Genomic DNA, 19,650 nt, shown 5'->3' with positions numbered 1-19,650 from the left:
ACGAATGTTGCTCTTGGACGGGCGGACCAACCCGAAAGGCCACCTGCATGACGGAGCAACTGAAGATGGAATGGGCAACGAGCACGGTGCGAGATACGTTTGCACTCGCTGCTGGAGCGATATCGTGCGCGACGCTCGCCGGCAACGCATACGCGCAGGCGATGCAGCCGGCGATCACCGTACAGGCGACGGGGGCGTCCAGCGGGCTCGTCGAAATGCGCACCGCAACCGGCACGAAGACCGACACGCCGGTCGCCGAGGTTCCGCAGACGATCAACGTCGTCACTGCGCAGCAGATCGAGATGACCGGCGCGACCGATCTCAACCAGGCGCTCCGCTATGTGCCCGGCTTCTCGACATTCGGGTCCGACAGCCGCACCGACGGGTATGCGGCGCTGCGCGGCTTTACGCCCACGTTGTTCGTCGACGGTTTGCAGGCGCCGAACACGGCAGCCATCGCGAGCTGGCGCGTCGATCCCCAGATGATCGACGGCGTCACGGTGCTGCGTGGGCCGACGTCGGGGCTGTACGGGGCAGGCGACCCGGGCGCGATCGTCGACGCACGGACGAAGCAGGCCGACGGTGAGCGCATCCGTGAAGCGGGCGTTCAGATCGGCAACTACGCGCGCAAACAGCTCATGTTCGACGTCGGCGACAAGCTCGACCCCGGCAATGCGGCTGCGTATCGCTTCGTCGGCGTCGCGCGCGACGGCAATGCGATGACCGGCCCGCATGCGGATCGACGCGTGGCGCTTGCGCCGTCGTTCCGCTGGCGGCCGAACGCCGACACGTCGCTGACGATTTCGGCGTCCTATCTGCAGGACCGGAGCGACATCTCATTCAATTTCCTGCCTGCGCGGGGCACCGTGCTGCCGAACCCGAATGGGCGCCTGTCGCCGGATGTCTACACGGGCGATCCGGCATTCAACGCCTACCGAAAGAAGCAATGGTCGCTCGGCTATCAGGCCGAGCACACGCTGAATTCGATATGGACGCTGCGCCAGAGCGCGCGCTGGATGCACCTGTCGCTCGACGATGCATCGGTCTTCGGCAACGGCCTTGCCTACGGCAGCACGACCAGCATGACGCGCTTCGCGGGGCTGTTTCAGCTGAACTACGCCCGCTTCGACGTGGACAACAACGCGCAGGCGCGTTTCGGCACCGGTCCGATCGAGCATGTGGTGCTGCTCGGCTTCCAGTACAACCGGCAGACGACGACCGACAGCGTGTGGCTCGCGCTGGCGCGGCCGTTGAATCTCTACCACCCCGTCTACACGCCGGTCACGAGCGCGATCTTCTCGGGCCCGACTTCGCTGGGCCACGTCAACCAGTACACGGCGATGAACACGTTCGGCGCATACGCGCAGGACCAGATCAAGTGGCATCGCTGGACGCTGACACTCGGCGGTCGGGAAGACCGCGTGAACATGCGCAAGGACGACCGCGCGGCGGGCACGCAAGCCGATGCGGACGTCAGTGCGTTCTCGGGCCGCATCGGACTCACGTATCAGGGCGGCCACGGGCTGTCGCCGTACGTCAGCTATTCGACGTCGTTCAATCCGGTCATCGGCGTGAGGATGGTCGGCGGCGGCTTGCCGAAGCCGACACGCGGCAGGCAGACCGAGGCCGGCCTGCGCTGGCAGTCGCCGGCCGGGAATCTTGCGCTGAGTGCGGCCGTCTACCAGATCGACCAGACGAACGTCGTGACGCGGGCGCCGACGCGTGTCGATCCGGCCGGCACGTCGTCCGTGCAGACCGGCGAGGTGCGCTCGCGAGGAATCGAGCTGAGCGTGGCAGGCAACGCGACTCGAGAGCTGTCCGTCGTCGCGTCATACGCGTACCAGGACGTGAAGAACGTGAAGGCGAACGATGTGTCGCTGAACAATTGGCCGGTCGCGGTTCCGCTCCCGCGCCAGATGGCATCGCTGTGGGTCGACTGGACATCGCGCATGGGCGCGCTCTCGGGCCTGGGGATCGGGAGCGGCATCCGCTACCAGAGCGCGACCGCGGGTGCGCCGGACAACTCGCTGAAGATCGCGAGCCATACGCTGTACGACGCTGCGCTGCACTACGACATCCGCAACTGGCGCTTCGCGCTGAACGTCGCGAACCTGTTCGACCGCCGCTACATCAGTGGTTGCAACTCTTACGAGGTCTGCGTGTTCGGCAATGAGCGAACCGTGCTGGCCACCGCGAAATACGACTGGTGATCGCGTGACGGCATGCCAGGTCAGCCTCGCCATGCGCATCCGAAGATGCATGCTTCGATGCGCTATGCATCGGCCTGACACGCTTCGGCGGTGTGGGCCATATCACCCCGCATGCACTGCTTTCGCCAATCCGACGGCGTGACGCCGAAGCGTTCGCGAAACGCCGTGGCGAAATTGCCTGCCGCGGAAAAACCGATCTCCACGGCGATATCCCCGATGCCCATCGACGTTTCGGCGAGAAAGCGATGGGCGATCCGCAGCCGCGTGTCGCGCAGATATTCGAATACCGTCTGGCCGAGATTGTCGCGGAACGCCCGGGACAAGCGCTTTTCGTGGGTGCCGACCAGCCTGGCGAGATCGTCGAGCGCCGGCGGATTGCGCAGGTCGCGCAGCAGGATCTCGCTCGCGGCGCGCACCAGCGATGCATCCGGATTGTCGGAAAGCACCGGCAGATGCTCGAGAGGCCGGATGCCGCGCGCCCTTTTCAGGTGATTCCGGATCCGCGCAATGACTTCGGCCGGTTCGAACGGTTTGACGATGTAGTCGACCGCGCCGATTTCGAGCCCTTCGATACGGTCCTCGAGGTCGCCGACGGCAGTCAGGAAGATGATCGGGATGGCTTGCGTCGAGGGCGCCGACGTCAGCAGCCGGCAAGCGACGAAGCCGTCCATGCGGGGCATGCGCACGTCCATCAGGATCAGGTCCGGGGAGATGGCCTGAGCACGGTTATAGGCCTGCAAGCCGTCGAACGCGATACTGATCCTGCAGCGCGCGACCCGCAGGATATCGATCAGTAAACGGAGCTCGTCCGGGCGATCGTCGACGACGAGAATATGTGCGTCGGCAAGATCGGGCGCAGCACGAAGCGACATCGAACCGGACAAGCAAGATGACATGGTTGGAAACGAGTTGGGGAGCGGATCTTGTTGGACCGACGGCATCGGGGGCCACGGGCGTGCCATTGTTGCAAAAATCATAAGCGGGCGGAAGAGACGGTTTGGGGTCCTGCACGGTCGCACGACCTGTGCTGCAGCGCGGCATTTTTGTTGTGAATTACCGGTGAATGTTTATTCCGGATTTGATTGGGTGTCGCGTTGCAATCTTCGAATGCCCGACGCGAAATGAATGTTCGCGTTGTCCGCTCCAGAAAAGAATATTTCCGCCCGGAAAAAAGTCCGTCTCGCTGAATCCTTGCACACTACGCCCATATCGCTGAAGCCGGCTTGCGACCTTGGGTACGGCTTCGTGAGCGAAGAGGAAGGCAATAAGCACTTCCATATCTAATTCAGTAATCCGAAGTGTATTGAAGAAGGCCAGCGGAGCGTCATCGCTCTCTGCAGGGATCGCTTTTGCGTCGTCAAGTACGTGAAAACCGAGGGGAAACTTAGATGAACAAGTCATTCAGGACAATCTGGAACGAAGCATTGGGCGCATGGGTTGCGGCGTCCGAGCTGGATCGTGCGCGGGGGAAGCGGGTTGCGTCGTCGAGAAGCGCAGCCGTGGAAGGCGGAGAGGCGCGCGAATCGAAAGGCGGGAACACCGGGTGGAGTACATCGCCGACGCGTCTCGTCGCGCTGACGCTGATCGGTGTGGGCGGATGGAGCGTGCACGCACAGGCGCAGGTGGACTGCACGGCGCCGCCCTTTAACCTTTATAGCGGCAGCCTCACATGTGTGGGCTATCAGTCGACAGCCAATCAGGCCGGGGCGACGGCGATCGGCTACCAGGCGAATGCAAACGGGCAATACACGGTCGCACTCGGCCAGAGCGCCGCGGCGACGGGGCAGGGCTCGATGGCGCTGGGCGGGGGCACGGTCTCGAACGGCATCAATTCGGTGGCGCTGGGCGTCAGTTCCAAGGCTACCGCGGCCGGCGCCAGCGCGTTGGGCACCTTCGCCGTTGCGTCGGCGGGGAACGCCACCGCGCTCGGCGTCAGTTCCAGCGCGTTGACAGCGTATTCGTTGGCGGCTGGCTGGGGGAGCGTCACCAGCGGGCAGAATGCCGTCGCGATCGGCATGCAGGCCATTGCCAGTGGGCTCAATTCCATTTACCTGGGCGCGCGCACGGCTCCTGGCACCGGCGCGACCGGACAATCGGCCACGGGCATCGGCACCGACGTTGCCGCTACCGGCGACTTCGCCACCGCGATCGGCTTCCAGGCGGCGGCGGGCGGGCCTGAAGCCCTTGCGCTGGGTTATCTGTCCAACGGGTCTGCACAGCACACCACGGCTCTCGGCTTCCAAGCCATCGCCAGCGGCCTCAATGCCGTGTATCTGGGGGCGCGTACGGTTGCGGGCACCGGCGCAACAGGGGCGGGGGCGGTTGCGATCGGCACGGACGTGACTTCGTCCGGCCCCTCTTCGCTCGCAGCGGGAACGGTGGCCAAGGCCTCGGCGCAGAACGCCGTGGCGTTGGGCGCGGGAGCCGCCGCCAGCGGCGTGAACGCGCTCGGCATGATGAACGGCTCCAGCGCCAGCGGTGCAAACGCCATAGCGTTGGGCGGCGCCGATGCCGTCGCGGAAGGCGGTTCGTCCGCGCCGGCGGCAGCGGCGGGCGCCGCGGCGTCGGGCATTCGCGCCATTGCGATCGGCACCGGCGCCAACTCGGCCGGCGCCTCGTCCATTGCGATAGGCGACTCGGCGCAGACGGGCGTCAACACCAATGCGATCGCCATGGGGACGAACGCAACGGCGTCAGGAAGCAGCGCGATCGCATTGGGCAACCAGGCGGTGGCAAGCAACGGCGATGCGACGGCGGTCGGCTTCAAGTCGCAAGCCCTCGCGACGTCGTCCGTGGCCATCGGCGACAGCAACGTGGTGGCGGCGGTTGCCGGCACCGGTTCGATCGCGGGCGGCCACAACTCCCGCGTGCTCGGCGGCACCGGCGCGGTGGCGCTCGGCGAAGGGCAAACGGTGAGCGGCAACGGCGCGGTGGCCATCGGCGATCCGAGCACGGCGATCGGCACCGGCGCCGTGACGGCGGGCTCGAACAATACGGCGAACGGCGACGGCGCAGTCGCCATCGGCAATTCGAACAATGCGCAGGGGCAAGGTTCGGTCGCGCTCGGCAATACGTCGACGGCGGCGGCGGCCGGCGCGCTTGCGTTCGGTTCGTCGGCGGTCGCGAACAATGCGGGTGACGTCGCGCTGGGCTCCGGCTCGGTGACGGCTGCGCCGAATCCCACCGCGAGCGCGACGATCGGCGGCAAGACGTACGGTTTTCAGGGAACGAATCCGACCAGTGTCGTCAGCGTGGGCGCCGGCGGCAGCGAGCGGCAGATCACCAACGTAGCGGCCGGGCGAATCAGTTCGGTGAGCACGGACGCGATCAACGGCTCGCAATTGAATGCGACGAATCTGGCGATCGACTCGTTGTCGACGTCCACGTCGACCGGCATCGGCTCGCTGTCGACCGGACTGTCGTCGACCAATAGCTCGGTGGCGTCGCTGTCGACCTCGGCATCGACCGGTCTCTCGTCGGCAGTCAGTTCGATCGCATCGCTATCCACGTCGACGTCGACCGGCATCGGTTCGCTGTCGACCGGCCTCTCGTCGACCAACAGCTCGGTCGCATCGCTGTCGACCTCGGCATCGACCGGTCTCTCGTCGGCAGTCAGTTCGATCGCATCGCTGTCCACGTCAACGTCGACCGGCATCGGTTCGCTGTCGACCGGACTGTCGTCGACCAACAGCTCGGTGGCGTCGCTTTCGACCTCGACATCGACCGGTCTCTCGTCGGCAGTCAGTTCGATCGCATCGCTATCCACGTCGACGTCGACCGGCATCGGTTCGCTGTCGACCGGCCTCTCGTCGACCAACAGCTCGGTCGCATCGCTGTCGACCTCGGCATCGACCGGTCTCTCGTCGGCAGTCAGTTCGATCGCATCGCTGTCCACGTCAACGTCGACCGGCATCGGTTCGCTGTCGACCGGCCTCTCGTCGACCAACAGCTCGGTGGCATCGCTCTCGACCTCGACGTCGACCGGCATCAGCTCGCTGTCGACCGGCGTGAGCACGGTCATCAGCATGACCAACAATCTCGGCAACAGCACGGCGACGGCACTCGGCGGCGGCGCAACCTACAATTCGACGACCGGCACGCTCTCCGCTCCGTCGTACACGACGTACAACACGGACGGCACGACGACGATCAACAACAACGTCGGCTCGGCCATCGACAACATCAATTCTCATGGCCTGAAGTACTTCCACGCGAACTCCACGGCAGCGGACAGTCAGGCGACGGGCGCCGACAGCGTCGCGATCGGCCCGCAGGCTATCGCGAGCGGAACGAGCAGCCTGGCAGCCGGCAATGGCGCGCAGGCCGCCGCAACCAACGGTCTGGCGCTCGGCACGCAGTCGAACGTGTCGGTCGCGGGCGGCGTCGCGATCGGCTCGGGCTCGGTGTCGGATCGGGCCGTCCTGTCCGGCGCCGGATCGGTGACGATCGGCAGTCGCGCGATACCGTTCAACACGTCCGATCGAACCTTGCTCGGCGCGGTGTCGTTCGGCGATGCGAGCGGCAGCACCTATCGTCAATTGACCAACGTCGCCGACGGCACGCAGGCGCAGGATGCGGTCACGGTGCGCCAGCTCGCCGGCGCGCTGGCGTCGTTCGCGGTGACGGGGCAGAAGTACTTCCATGCGAATTCGACCCAGGCGGACTCGCTCGCGGTGGGAACGGATGCCGTCGCGGTCGGCCCGACGACCGTCGTCAACGGCAACAACGGCGTGGGCATGGGCAACGGCGCGATCGTCGATTCGACCGCGCCCGGCGGCGTCGCCATTGGCCAGAGCGCGAGCTCGGCGCAGGCGGACGCGATCGCGCTCGGCAGCGGCGCAACGGCCGCCGGCGCGCAGTCGATCGCACAAGGCGCCAATGCGATTGCGCTGAACGCGGGCGGGGTGGCGCTCGGGTCCGGCGCGCATAGCAACGGGATCAATGCGCTGGCGCTGGGCGCCGGTGCGAACGCCACGCTCGCCAACAGCGTAGCGCTCGGCGCCGGCAGTACGACGGCTGCTCCGAACACGGGCACGACCGCACTGTACGGCGGGACCGCGGCCGGCCTCGCGAGCGCGGCCAACGGCGTCGTATCGGTCGGCGCCGCCGGCCGGGAGCGGCAGCTGCAAAACGTCGCCGCGGGCGTGATCTCGGCGGCGAGCACCGATGCGATCAATGGATCGCAGCTGTTCTCGGTGGTTGCCGGTGTCAATACGCTCGGCAACAGCGTCGCGTCCAGCCTCGGCGGCGGCAGCACCTACGACAGCGCGACCGGCGCCGTGACGGCGAGCCTCAGCTATGCGGGCAACACGTACAGCTCCGTCCAGAACGTGCTGAACGCGATCACGGGCGGCGGGACGACCGCGGGCATCAGGTATTTCCACGCCAATTCGACCGGCGCTGACAGCCGCGCGCTCGGCGCCGACAGTGTCGCGATCGGCACGAATGCGGTCGCGACCAATGCGGGCGATGTTGCGCTCGGCGCTAATTCGACGACCACGGCGGCGGCCCCGACACCCGGCACGACGATCGGCGGCACCCACTACGGCTTCGCGGGCGTGAATCCGACGAGCGCGGTGAGCGTGGGCGCGTCCGGCGCGGAACGGCAGATCCAGAACGTCGCCGCCGGCCAGCTCGGCCAGAACAGCACCGACGCAGTCAACGGCTCGCAGCTTTACGCGACGAACCAGCAGGTCACCGCGAATACCACGGCGATCAACAACATGGCCAACGGCGGCGGGATCAAGTATTTCCATGCCAATTCCACGGCGCCGGACAGCCAGGCGACCGGCACGGACAGCGTCGCGATCGGCGGCAACGCGCAGGCGACCTCCGCGAATTCGGTCGCGCTCGGCGCGAATTCGACGACGAACGCCAATCTGGGCCTCGCCGCATACAACCCGGGTACCGCACCGCTGGCGGGCGCGACGCCCGCGGGTGAAGTGTCGGTGGGGGCCGCGGGGGCCGAGCGCCGCATCACGAACGTGGCGGCAGGCGCCGCGCCGACCGATGCCGTGAACGTCAGCCAGCTGCAGGCAGTCAGTTCGCAGGTCAGTCAGGTGCAGAACGATGCGCTGTTGTGGGACCCGACGGCGAACGGCGGCGCCGGCGCGTTCAGCGCCAAGCATGGCGGCAGCGGTCCGAATACGATCACGAACGTCGCGGCCGGCGCATTGAGCCCGACCAGCACGGACGCGGTCAACGGCTCGCAACTGTACGCGACGAACCAGAACGTGACCAACGTGACGAATGCCGTCAACAGCATCCAGAACGGCGGCGGCATCAAGTACTTCCGCGCGAACTCCACCGCGGCCGACAGTCAGGCCATCGGCGCCGATAGCGTCGCGATCGGCCCGCAGGCCATCGCGAGCGGGACGAGCAGCCTGGCGGCCGGCAATGGTGCGCAGGCGACCGCAGCCAACGGTCTGGCGCTTGGCACGCAGTCGAACGTGTCGGTCGCGGGCGGCGTCGCGATCGGCTCGGGCTCCGTGTCGGACCGGGCCGTCCTGTCGGGCATCGGGTCGATCGCGGTCGGCAGCCATTCGATACCGTTCAACACGTCCGATCGAACTTTGCTCGGCGCGGTGTCGTTCGGCGATGCGAGCGGCAACACCTATCGTCAATTGATCAACGTTGCCGACGGCACGCAGGCGCAGGACGCGGTCACGGTTCGGCAACTCGCCGGCGCGCTGGCGTCCTTTGCAGTGACTGGCCAGAAGTACTTCCATGCGAACTCGGCACAGACCGACTCGCTCGCGGTGGGGGCGGAGTCGGTCGCGGTCGGCCCGACGACCGTCGTCAACGGCGACAACGGCATCGGCATGGGCAACGGCGCGATCGTCGATTCGACCGCGCCCGGCGGCATCGCCATCGGTCAGAGCGCGAGCTCGGCGCAGGCGGACGCGATTGCGCTCGGCAGCGGTTCGGTCGCGGCGGGCGCGCAGTCGCTTGCGCAAGGCGCGAATGCATCGGCGCTCAAGGCGGGCGGCATGGCCTTCGGTTCGGGGGCGCACAGCACGGCGATCGATGCGGTCGCACTGGGCGCCGGCGCGAGCGCGACATTCGCGAACAGCGTTGCGCTCGGCGCCGGCTCGCTGACGACGGTCGGCGCGCTAAACAACTACGTCGCGTACGGGCTCGGCTCGCCACAGTCGTCCGCGGGGGAAGTGAACGTCGGAAATCGTCAGATCACCGGGCTGGCCGCGGGCCGTATCGGGTCCGATGCGGTCAACGTGTCGCAACTGGACGCGGTGGCCAATCAATTGACCACGCTGATCAGTCAGAGGACGAGCAATACCGGTGGATCGACGGGTGGATCGTTTACGTCCAACCCGGCCAGCCCGAACGGCGCGCCGGCGCCGACCGGTTCGAACGCTTCCGCGGGTGGGTTGGGGGCGGTGGCATCCGGGGCGAGCAGCACGGCGGTCGGCAACAGTGCGCAAGCGACGGGCAACGGCTCGACGGCAATCGGCGTGGGTGCGACGGCAACCGGGAACAACTCGGCGGCCATCGGCACCGGCAGCAGCGACGGCGGGCGCTCGAGCGTGCTCTCGGTGGGCTCCGCCACGTCGGCGCGGCAGGTCGTCAACGTCGCGGCGGGCACGGAAGGGACCGACGCGGTCAACGTCAACCAGCTGAACGCCGTGTCGGGCGCGTTGTCGACGTCGGTGAACAATCTGGGCAACCAGATCAACCAGGTGCAGCAGCAGGTCCAGCAGACGGACGCGATGGCGCGCCAGGGGATTGCCGCCACGGCCGCGATCGCGTCGATCCCGCACATGGACCGGGATTCCAATTTCGCGATGGGGGTCGGCACGGCGACGTTCTCGGGCCAGAAGGCCATGGCGCTCGGCATGCAGGCCCGTATCACGGAGAACCTCAAGGCCACGCTGAACGGCGGCTTCAGCGGAAGCCAGCGCGTCGTGGGCGCCGGCATGTTGTATCAGTGGAAGTAACGCAGAGGCCGGGCGTCTCGCATACCTGCCCGGCTTCTACTCCATACGGATTTTCCGGAGCATTACAGTGAAAAATCTCTATCTCGTACCCATTCTGTCCGCGCTGTTGCTTTCTGCATGCACCAGCGCATCCGGCCCGACGTTCAGCGCATACGAGCTGCAGCTGAGGGATGGCATCCGGACGTACCAGGTCGACTGTCACGGCATCTTTTCCAGCCAGGCGACGTGCATGAAGGTCGCCAAGCGCATGTGCGCGGACCAGCCCGTTCGAACGGTCGATTCGACCAGGCCGTTCCGCGATGGTGCGGACCCCGGAACGCTCGTATTCCAATGCGGTGCTGTTGCAGCACCGGCGTCCGCACCTGCACCCGTTGCGGCGGCGCCGGCTCCCGTACAAAACGTCAATCTCTCGTCGGATGCCCTGTTCGCATTCGGATCGGCGACGCTGACTCCCGCCGCTCGCGCAACGCTCGACAAGCTGACGAGCCAGCAAGGCGACCAGCACTTCACGCGCGTGTCAGTCACCGGCCACACGGACGCGATCGGCTCGGACGCGTCGAACCTCCAGCTCTCGCAGCAACGTGCGGACGCGGTTGCCGGCTACCTTCGGGAACGTGGACTTCGGGCCGACACGCTCGTCGTGACCGGACGCGGGAAGGCCGAACCGGTTGCGTCCAACGCGACAGCCGAGGGGCGCGCCGGTAACCGGCGTGTCGAGATCGTGCTGCAGCGTTGATGACGCCGCGTTTCGAGCATCCGTAACCGGATGCGGTTGCGGCGCGCGTTGCCGGGCGCGCGCCGGATTTTGGCAAGCCTGCGGTCACCCCGCAGGTTCACCGGCTACGGGGACCAGAAATCATATTGGGCGCGGCCGATCGCGGCCTCGAGTGTCGGCACGGGAAGACGAGGCGGCCACGGCGATATGCGTTTCCGGGGCGCAAATAAAAAGGAGAACACATGTCGAGCGAATCGTTGCAGGAGTTGCTGGCCCGTCGTGCCGAGCTGGATGCCCGGATCACGACACAACGCGCCGCTCGCCGCAAGGATGTCGTGGAGCAGATCGTCAAGTTGATACGCGACTACGAGATCGACTGGCGAATGATCGAAGCGCGTTTGTTGAATGTCGGATCGGCCTGGACGCAGCGGCGTCGGCATGCCGAGCCGCGCTACTGGGATCCCGACACCGGCGCGACCTGGACAGGGCGCGGCCGGCGGCCGCACTGGTTGAAAGGACGCAATCCGGAGGATTTCAGGATCAGGTCGCCCGGCGAGGCTGCGGGCGAATCCACGCCGGGCGATGCGTGATGTGAACCGTGACGAAGCGCGTTGGCGAGACCGCTAAAAGAATTTCCTCCCAAACAGAATGTTCTTCCGCCGTGGCAAACATGGGCGCCGGTGACACCGATCACAATCCCGTGCGCAACATGACCGTCTTATCTATAGCTTAGGAAAACGTATGAACGAGGAACGTCGAGGTTTGGGAAATCCGGCACAACGCGCGCCGGCGAAATCGAAAGCGGCACTTGCTTTCGCCGTTGGTGCGGCGATGGTCGCAATGGCGGCGTCTACATCCGCGCGGGCGGATTATGTGCAGAACGGGACGTCGACCGAAACGTCGGGAAGCTGTGTCGGCAACATCGCGATCTCGGGGAGCGGCACGTATCCGGCAGCGGCAACGGGTTGCGACAACGTTGCGATCGGTACCGCGGCAGTGGCGAATTCGGGCTCGGCGACAGCCTATAGCGAAACCGTAGCGATCGGCCGCGTGGCGGTGGCGACCGGTACGCAGGCGACGGCGGTCGGCGGAAATTCCACGGCTACCGGGGATCAGGCGACGGCGGTGGGTGCGCTTTCAGGTGCGATCGGAACCAAAGCGACGGCAGTGGGTGACGGGGCAATCGCGAACGGGGCAACAGCATCGGCATTCGGTCAGGGGGCTTTCGCAGTGGATCAGTCGACGGCGGTTGGGCAAGGTGCAAGCGCCACAGCGACATTTTCGACTGCCGTGGGCAAGGGCAGCAGTGCGGCTGGCGGTACGGCGCTTGGTTTTCAGGCAAACGCTGGCGCGGGTGATGCGGTAGCGCTCGGCATCGACAGTTCGGCGTCTGCTACCGGGAGCGTCGCCATTGCCCGTGCGACAGCATCAGCGGTAAATGCGGTCGCCATCGGGGAAGGCGCGAACGCCGTCGATGCGAATTCCGTAGCATTGGGCTCGAACGCGACCACGCGAGCTTATACCACCGTCAGCAGCGTGACGCTGAACGGCGTCAGCTACAGCGGCTTCGCGGGCACGCCCGTCGGCGTGGTGAGCGTTGGCAGCGCCGGCGCGGAGCGTCAGATCGTGAATGTTGCGGCCGGGGAAATCAGCGCAACCAGCACCGATGCCGTGAACGGCTCGCAGCTTTTCTCGGTCGCAAGTCAGGTTTCGGCATTGTCGACGAACCTGGCAGCGCTCTCTACGACCGTCGGCAAGATTTCGACGAGCGGCTCAAACGGCACGGTTGCGGATGACACGGGAACCGCGGTCGGCAAAAATTCGGTCGTCAGCGTGCCGAACGGAACCGCCGTCGGCGCGAATTCGAAAGTCACCGCAACGAACGGAACGGCTATCGGCTCGGGTTCGAATGTCTCGGGCAAGGACGCTACCGCCATCGGCACGAACAGCCGCGCGAGCGCAAACAATTCGGTTGCCCTCGGTGCGAATTCGATCGCGGATCGCGACAACACGGTGTCGATTGGTGCGCCGGGCGCTGAGCGTCAACTGGTCAACGTGGCTGACGGTACGGCACCGACCGATGCCGTGAACGTGCGCCAGTTGAACGGCGCAATCAATTCCGTTCGCGACGAAATGTCGAAGTATCGCAAGGACGCGAATGCGGGTACCGCGAGCGCCATCGCAATGGCAAACCTGCCGCAAGCGGTTTTGCCCGGCGAGAAGGTCGTCGCGCTCGGCGGCGGTACGTACGGCGGCCAAAGCGCGATGGCGGTGGGTCTTTCCGTCGCAACGGCGAAATGGCTGGTGAAGGGATCGATGACGACGGCGGTTTCCGGCCACGGCTCATTCGGTGCGGGCGCGGGCGTCGGCTATCGTTGGTAACGGGTTTTTGGTACGCGGCTGCGGCATGTGCGCAGCCGCGACCGGTCTCATGCGCCCGGGCGAACCCGCCCGGGCGCGCGCCGGGCTTCAGGCCTGAACCCGCTCCGGCATGTGCGCCGGCGCCGGATCGTCGGGCCACTGCAATTCGAACACCGTGCCGCCGCCGGCCGCCGGACGGCACGTCGCCTGTCCGCCGTGCGCATGCGCAATGGCCGCCACGACGGCCAGCCCGAGGCCGGTGCCCTTGCCCGCACGCTCACCTTCGGCCCGCCTGAACGCATCGAACACGTGCGGCGCGAAGTCGGCGGGGATGCCCGGACCATCGTCCTCGACGCTCAGATGGCATCGCCCCTGCTCGACGCGCGTGCGGATGCGGATCGAACCGGGCACTGCGTGCATGCGCGCGTTTTCGAGCAAGGCCAGCAGCGCCTGCCGGATCCGCACCGGGTCGCAACGCATGAGGCGCGCGTCCAGGTCCAGCACGGCATGCTGGCCCGCCGCCTTGAGCGCATCGTCGAACACCGCGACGACGGCCTCGACGTCGGCGCCCAGGTCGGCCTCGTGCACCTGGAGATTCAGATGGCCGCTTTCCGCGAGGCCGACCACGCGCAGGTCCTCGATCAGCCGCCCGAGCCCCTCGACCTGGGTCAGCAGCCGGCGGAACTGCGATTCATCGGACGGAAACACCCCGTCGGCCAGGCCCTGCAGCCGCCCGCGCAGGATGGTGACGGGCGTGCGCAGCTCGTGGGCGATCGCGGCATTCCAGAATGCCCGCTCCGCGGTCACGCGTTGCAGCTCGCTCGCGAGCGCGTTGAAGTCGTCGGCCAGCAACGCCGCTTCGCGCAGCGAGCGGTCGCCCGCGACGGCGCGTGCGTCGAGATCGCCCTGCGCGACGCGGCGGATGCCGTTCGCCACCGAGTTGAGCGGCACCAGGATGCGGCGCGCGAGCCTGACGGCCATCAGAACGGCCAGCGCGAGGGCGAGCAGCGTGGTGGCGATCAGCCACGCCCATTCCGGCCCGGTCGGCACCCAGCCCATTTGCGCGCACAGCTTGGGCCAGTAACGGAATGTCAGAAAGTAAAAAACATAGGACGTCGCTATGAGCAGCGCCGCCACGCCGAACGCGATGGTCGCCATCGACAGCGCGATCTGGCGGCTCATCCCCTCCAGCTTCATTCGACGCTCCACAGCTTGTAGCCGACGCCGCGCACGCTGCACGGAATGCCCTTGACGCCGAGATCCTCCAGCTTCTTGCGCAGCTTGCTTATGTGGCTGTCCACCGTCCGCTCCATCGCGTCGCCTTCGGGCAGGCAGGCGGTCATCAGCTCGGCGCGGCTGAACACGCGCTTGGGCGCGCGCGCCAGTTGCGTGAGCAACTTGAACTCGGTCAGGGTCAGCGTGAGGAAATGACGCTGCTGCTCCACCTGCACCACGGCTTCGTAGTGGTCCAGATCGATTTCCAGCGGCGGCACGCGCAGCACGCGCTGCTCGCCGTCATGCGACGCGGCCATCGACCGGCGCAGCACCGCCTGCGCGCGCGCGACGACTTCCGCGGGATTGAACGGCTTGACGACGTAATCGTCCGCCCCGATGCGCAGCCCCATCAATTTGTCGAGGTCCTGATCGAGCGCCGTCAGCAGGATGACCGGGGTGCTGCCCCGGTGGCGGATCTCGGTCAGCACCTTCCAGCCGTCGACATGCGGCATCTGCACGTCGAGCAGCACGAGGTCGGGCTTGACGGACAGGTGGAGATCCAGCGCGCGGCGCCCGTCGGCGGCGTGCACGGTGCGAAAGCCGCTGCGCGCGAAGTAGGCGGCGAGGATGTCCGCGATTTCGGGCTCGTCCTCGGCAATGAGGATCAAGGCTTGGGCATTCTGAGCCGCGCCGGGCGGCTGGGGGGTGTCGGGCGTGACCACTACGTTGCTTCCATTCGGCAGCTCCATCGAATCTCCATACTACCGTAGAAGAAACGCCATCGGGCGCACGCACACTGCCGCGTGTCAGGGTCGGCAATCGGCTGCCTGCATCCCATGGAGTCCAAATGAAGAATGAAAAACTGTGCCGCTACGGCGGCGTCTACGCGCTGGTGACCGCATTGCTGGCAGGCTGCGGGCAGTCCGACAAGCCGGCCGCCCCGCCTGCGATCCCGGTCGCGGCGATGACCGTGACGCCGGCCCCCCTGAAGCTGACCGAGGACCTGCCGGGCCGGATCGCGGCGGTGCGGATCGCCGAGATCCGTCCGCAGGTCAGCGGCATCGTGCTGCGCCGGATGTTCGAGCAGGGCACCGAAGTGCACGCGGGCCAGCCGCTGTTCCAGATCAACCCGGCGCCGTTCAAGGCCGACATGGACACCGCCGCCGCCGCGCTGCAGCGGGCCGACGCGGCGCTCGAGCGCGCCAAGGTGCAGACCGCGCGACTCAAGCCGCTGGTCGAAGTGGACGCGATCAGCCGCCAGGTCTATGACGATTCCGTGTCGCAGCGCGACCAGGCCGCGGCCGACGTGGCGCAGGCGCGCGCGACGCTGGCGCGCCGGCAGCTCGACCTGAAGTTCGCCACGGTGGAGGCGCCGATCACGGGCCGCATCGACCAGGCGCTCGTGACCGAAGGCGCGCTCGTCGGCAGCACCGACGCCGCGCCGATGGCGCGCATTCAGCAGATCGACCAGGTCTACGTCGACGTGCGCCAGCCGGCGTCGTCGCTGCAGCACCTGCGCGACACGCTGGCGTCGCAGGACAGCTATGCCGGTACCGGCCTGCCGGTCGAGGTGCTGCGCGACGACGGCACGCCTTACGACGTGAAAGGCCGGATGCTGTTCTCCGGCGTGAACGTCGATGCCGGCACCGGCGACGTGCTGGTGCGCGTGCTGGTGGACAACGCGAAGCGGCTGCTGCTGCCGGGCATGTACGTGCGCGCCCGGATTCCGCGCGCGAACTACGCGAGCGCGCTGACGGTGCCGCAACAGGCGGTGGTGCGCGCGGACGGCAAGCCGCAGATCTGGGTGCTCGACGCGAAGAACCAGGCGCACCTGAAGCCGGTCGAGCTCGGCGAGCAGACGGGCCGCAGCTACCGCATCAAGTCGGGGCTGCAGGCGGGCCAGAAGGTCGTGGTGGAAGGGATGGAGCGCCTGACCGACGGCGCCCCGGTCGCCGCGAGCGCCTGGAAGTCGCCCGTTGCCGCGGCCGCTGCGGCCACCACGGCCACCGCGGCCGCGCGCTGAGTCACGGGGAGCGTCCTGCCATGTCTCAATTCTTCATCCGGCGCCCGGTCTTCGCGTGGGTCGTCGCGCTCTTCATCATCCTGATGGGCGTGATCGCGATCCCGCAACTGCCGATCGCGCGCTATCCGACGGTCGCGCCGCCGACCGTCACCATCAACGCGACCTACCCGGGCGCCACGCCGCAAACCATGAGCGACGGGGTGCTGAGCCTGATCGAACGGGAGCTGTCCGGCGTCAAGAATCTGCTCTACTACGAGTCGTCGGCCGACACGTCCGGCACGGCGAAGATCACCGTCACGTTCAAGCCCGGCACGGATCCGGCGCTCGCGCAGGTCGACGTGCAGAACAAGCTGAAGGCCGTCGAGCCGCGCTTGCCCGCGGTCGTGCGGCAGAACGGCGTGATCGTCGAGTCGGCGTCGTCCGGCTTCCTGCTGTTCGTCGCCCTCAAGTCCGATAGCGGCCGTTTCGACGAAGGCGAGCTGTCCGACTACATGGCGCGCAACATCGTCGAGGAGCTGCGTCGCGTCGAGGGCGTGGGCCGCGTGCAGATGTTCGGGTCCGAACGGGCGATGCGCATCTGGGTCGATCCGTCCAGGCTGATCACCTACGGCCTGTCGATGAGCGACCTGACGGCCGCCATCAGCCAGCAGAACGTCCAGATCGCGCCGGGCAGCGTCGGCGCGTTGCCGGCCATGTCGGGGCAGCGGGTGACCGTGCCGCTGACCGTGCAGGGCCAGCTGACGACGCCGGAAGAGTTCGCCGCGATCGTGCTGCGCGCCAACGCGAACGGCTCCAAGGTCGTGCTGGGCGACGTCGCGCGGGTGGAGCTCGGCTCGCAGTCCTACAACTTCGTCAACACCGAGAGCGGCAAGCCCGCCGTCATCGCCGGCGTGCAGCTCTCGCCGGGCGGCAATGCGGTAAAGACCGCGGATGCCGTGCGGGCGCGGCTGGCGGAGCTGCGCAAATCGATGCCGTCGGGCATGAGCGATTCGATCCCGTTCGACACCGCGCCGTTCGTCAAGATCTCGATCGAGAAGGTGCTCGACACGCTGATCGAGGCGATGGTGCTGGTGTTCCTGGTGATGTACCTGTTCCTGCAGAACGTGCGCTACACGCTGATCCCGGCCATCGTCGCGCCGGTCGCGATGCTCGGCACCTTCACGATCATGCTGGCCTCCGGCTTCTCGATCAACGTGCTGACCATGTTCGGCATGGTGCTGGCGATCGGCATCATCGTCGACGACGCGATCGTCGTGGTGGAGAACGTCGAGCGCCTGATGGCGGAGGAAGGCCTGTCGCCGAAGGACGCGACGGTCAAGGCGATGAAGGAGATCACCGGCGCGATCATCGGCGTCACGCTGGTCCTGACCGCCGTGTTCCTGCCGATGGCGATGTCCAGCGGCTCGGTCGGCGTGATCTATCAGCAGTTCACGATGGCGATGGCGGTGTCGATCCTGTTCTCGGCGCTCCTCGCACTCACGCTGACGCCCGCGCTGTGCGCGACGATGCTCAAGCCGATCGCGCACGGGCACCACGAGAAGCGCGGCTTCTTCGGCTGGTTCAACCGCCGTTTCGACCGCATGACGCAGTCGTACGCGACGCGTGTCGGCCGGCTGATCGGCCGCGCGGGACGGGTGATGCTGCTGTTCGTCGCGATCTGCGGCGTGCTGGTGGTCGGCTTCCGCGAGCTGCCGTCGTCGTTCCTGCCCGAGGAGGATCAGGGCTACTTCATGACGGGCTTCCTGCTGCCGTCCGACTCGACGGCCGAGCGTACGCGGGATGTGGTCAAGACGCTCGAACGGCACATCGCGTCGCGCCCCGGGATCGAGTCCAGCATTTCGATCGTCGGCTACGGCTTCTCCGGCCTGGGTCCAAACGCGGCATTGAATTACGCGGTGCTGAAGGACTGGGACAAGCGCAACGGCGCGACGGCCATGGACGAAGCGATGCGGGCCCAGCAGGCGATGGCGGGCGTGACCGAAGGCTCGGTGATGAGCCTGATGCCGCCGGCGATCGACGAACTGGGCACCAGCTCGGGCTTCTCGATGCGCTTGCAGGACCGCGCGAACCAGGGCAATGCGGCGCTCAAGGCGGCCGAGGCCAGGCTGCTCGAGCTCGCGGCGCAAAGCAAGGTCGTGGTCGGCGTCTATCCGGACAGCCTGCCGGCCGGCGCGAGCATCCGCCTGGACATCGACCGGCAGAAGGCCGAGGCGCTGGGCGTGTCGTTCACGAGCATCAGCGACACGCTGTCCGGCGCGATGGGCTCGACCTACGTCAACGATTTCCCGAATGCGGGGCGCATGCAGCAGGTGATCATCCAGGCCGATGCGCCGGCGCGGATGCAGATCGACAGCGTGATGAAGCTCTACGTGCGCAACGCGAGCGGCGGCATGGTGCCGTTGTCCGAAGTGGTCCGGCCGGTCTGGGCCGATACGCCGCTGCAGATGGTGCGCTACCAGGGCTACCCGTCCGCGCGCATCTCGGGCATGGCCGCGCCCGGCTACTCGAGCGGCGCGGCAATGGACGAGATGGAGCGTCTCGCCAAGCAGTTGCCGCCGGGCTTCTCGGTCGCGTGGACGGGCCAGTCGCTGCAGGAGCGCCAGTCCGCGTCGGAGGCGCCGATGCTGATGGCGCTGTCGATGATCGTGGTGTTCCTGGTGCTGGCCGCGCTCTACGAGAGCTGGTCGATCCCGCTGTCGGTGATGCTGGTCGTGCCGCTGGGGCTGATCGGCGCGATCGGCGCGGTGATGCTCCGCGGACTGCCCAACGACGTGTACTTCAAGGTCGGGATGATCACGGTGATCGGCCTGTCCGCGAAGAACGCGATCCTGATCGTCGAATTCGCGAAGCAGTTGCGCGAGGAAGGCAAGGGGCTGCTGGAAGCGGCCGTGGAGGCGTCGCGGCTGCGCCTGCGCCCGATCCTGATGACGTCGCTGGCATTCGGCCTGGGCGTGGTGCCGCTGATGATCGCGGTGGGCGCAAGCGCCGAAACCCAGCACGCGATCGGCACCGGCGTGTTCGGCGGGATGGTGACCGCGACGGTGCTGGCGATCTTCTTCGTGCCGGTGTTCTTCGTGTTCGTGATGGGCTTCCAGGAGCGCGTCGGGGCATGGCGGGCATCCCGCAAGAGCAAGAATGTCGTGGCCGTGAGCCAAGAAACGGAAGGTTAAT

10 protein-coding genes and 1 pseudogene are annotated in these 19,650 nt (G+C 67.0%); 8 read left to right on the top strand and 3 right to left on the bottom strand.

Features of this window, described 5'->3' with window-relative positions; all coding sequences use genetic code 11:
* Window positions 1–65: 65 nt before the first annotated feature.
* Window positions 66–2,210 carry a TonB-dependent siderophore receptor gene (locus HWX31_RS10640; protein WP_174961531.1) on the top strand — a complete coding sequence of 715 codons (2,145 nt, stop codon included), beginning with the start codon at window positions 66–68 and terminating at the stop codon, window positions 2,208–2,210.
* 62 nt (window positions 2,211–2,272) lie between these two features.
* On the opposite strand, the gene HWX31_RS10635 is transcribed toward HWX31_RS10640, so the two are convergent.
* Window positions 2,273–3,106: a response regulator transcription factor gene (locus HWX31_RS10635; RefSeq protein ID WP_174961529.1), complete on the bottom strand. Its 834-nt coding sequence runs from the start codon at window positions 3,104–3,106 to the stop codon at window positions 2,273–2,275.
* 492 nt (window positions 3,107–3,598) lie between these two features.
* Here HWX31_RS10635 and HWX31_RS35375 point away from each other — a divergent pair.
* The 5 genes and pseudogenes from HWX31_RS35375 to HWX31_RS10615 form a co-directional block, all read left to right on the top strand.
* Window positions 3,599–5,557, top strand: a pseudogene (locus HWX31_RS35375) (ESPR-type extended signal peptide-containing protein); the annotation flags it as partial.
* A gap of 678 nt (window positions 5,558–6,235) precedes the next feature.
* The gene (locus HWX31_RS35370; RefSeq protein ID WP_425129507.1) at window positions 6,236–10,165 is read left to right on the top strand and encodes a beta strand repeat-containing protein; all 3,930 of its coding nucleotides are present in this window, start codon (window positions 6,236–6,238) and stop codon (window positions 10,163–10,165) included.
* A 67-nt stretch (window positions 10,166–10,232) separates the two neighbouring features.
* Window positions 10,233–10,901, top strand: a complete 669-nt coding sequence (locus tag HWX31_RS10625) for an OmpA family protein (protein WP_174961479.1) — start codon at window positions 10,233–10,235, stop codon at window positions 10,899–10,901.
* A 221-nt stretch (window positions 10,902–11,122) separates the two neighbouring features.
* The gene (locus HWX31_RS35170) at window positions 11,123–11,470 is read left to right on the top strand and encodes an H-NS histone family protein (RefSeq protein WP_059657216.1); all 348 of its coding nucleotides are present in this window, start codon (window positions 11,123–11,125) and stop codon (window positions 11,468–11,470) included.
* A gap of 151 nt (window positions 11,471–11,621) precedes the next feature.
* A complete protein-coding gene (locus HWX31_RS10615; protein ID WP_059609955.1) occupies window positions 11,622–13,262 on the top strand; it encodes a YadA family autotransporter adhesin in 1,641 nt (546 codons plus the stop codon).
* Between the two features lie 87 nt (window positions 13,263–13,349).
* On the opposite strand, the gene HWX31_RS10610 is transcribed toward HWX31_RS10615, so the two are convergent.
* Both HWX31_RS10610 and HWX31_RS10605 read right to left on the bottom strand, forming a co-directional pair.
* Window positions 13,350–14,438, bottom strand: a complete 1,089-nt coding sequence (locus HWX31_RS10610) for an ATP-binding protein (protein ID WP_174961527.1) — start codon at window positions 14,436–14,438, stop codon at window positions 13,350–13,352.
* On the bottom strand, window positions 14,435–15,205 hold the full coding sequence (locus HWX31_RS10605) for a response regulator (protein WP_174961477.1): 771 nt from the start codon (window positions 15,203–15,205) through the stop codon (window positions 14,435–14,437). The genes HWX31_RS10610 and HWX31_RS10605 overlap by 4 nt, the downstream gene beginning before the upstream one ends.
* A 98-nt stretch (window positions 15,206–15,303) precedes the next feature.
* Between HWX31_RS10605 and HWX31_RS10600 the strand changes: the two genes are divergently transcribed.
* Both HWX31_RS10600 and HWX31_RS10595 read left to right on the top strand, forming a co-directional pair.
* Window positions 15,304–16,479, top strand: a complete 1,176-nt coding sequence (locus HWX31_RS10600; protein ID WP_174961475.1) for an efflux RND transporter periplasmic adaptor subunit — start codon at window positions 15,304–15,306, stop codon at window positions 16,477–16,479.
* Between the two features lie 20 nt (window positions 16,480–16,499).
* A complete protein-coding gene (locus tag HWX31_RS10595) occupies window positions 16,500–19,649 on the top strand; it encodes an efflux RND transporter permease subunit (protein WP_174961473.1) in 3,150 nt (1,049 codons plus the stop codon).
* Window position 19,650: the final 1 nt, after the last annotated feature.

The organism is Burkholderia ubonensis, from assembly GCF_902833085.1.
Lineage (GTDB): Bacteria > Pseudomonadota > Gammaproteobacteria > Burkholderiales > Burkholderiaceae > Burkholderia > Burkholderia ubonensis.
Note: the sequence above shows the minus strand (reverse complement) of the source record. Positions and strands in the feature narration are given on the sequence as shown.